Annotated in this window: 1 pseudogene; it reads left to right on the top strand. The window is 43.9% G+C overall.

The annotated features are described in order from the left end of the window. A pseudogene (locus tag K5G00_RS29665) lies at positions 1-314 on the top strand (IS1182-like element ISMsp1 family transposase); the annotation flags it as partial.

Below are 314 nucleotides of genomic sequence, written 5' to 3'. Positions count from 1 at the left end.
AAAAAAAACTGAAGTACGCAGCCAGGAACTGGCCGGTAAACTTGTCGAAATACGAAAAACAGGAAGAGGTACTACAGGAGCGTAACAGCTATTCCAAAACCGATCATGACGCAACTTTCATGCGTATGAAAGAAGACCACATGAGAAACGGGCAGTTAAAACCCGCTTACAACTGGCAGTTTTCTACCAATAACCAATTTGTGGTTAATTATACGGTAGAACAAACCACTACCGACACCACTACACTTCCTGCCCACCTGGATGAACACGAGAAATTATATGGACAATACCCCCGGTTTGCTACTGCCGATTCA

Source organism: Maribellus maritimus, assembly GCF_022267315.1.
In the GTDB taxonomy this organism is placed as follows: domain Bacteria; phylum Bacteroidota; class Bacteroidia; order Bacteroidales; family Prolixibacteraceae; genus Draconibacterium; species Draconibacterium maritimum.
Note: the sequence above shows the minus strand (reverse complement) of the source record. Positions and strands in the feature narration are given on the sequence as shown.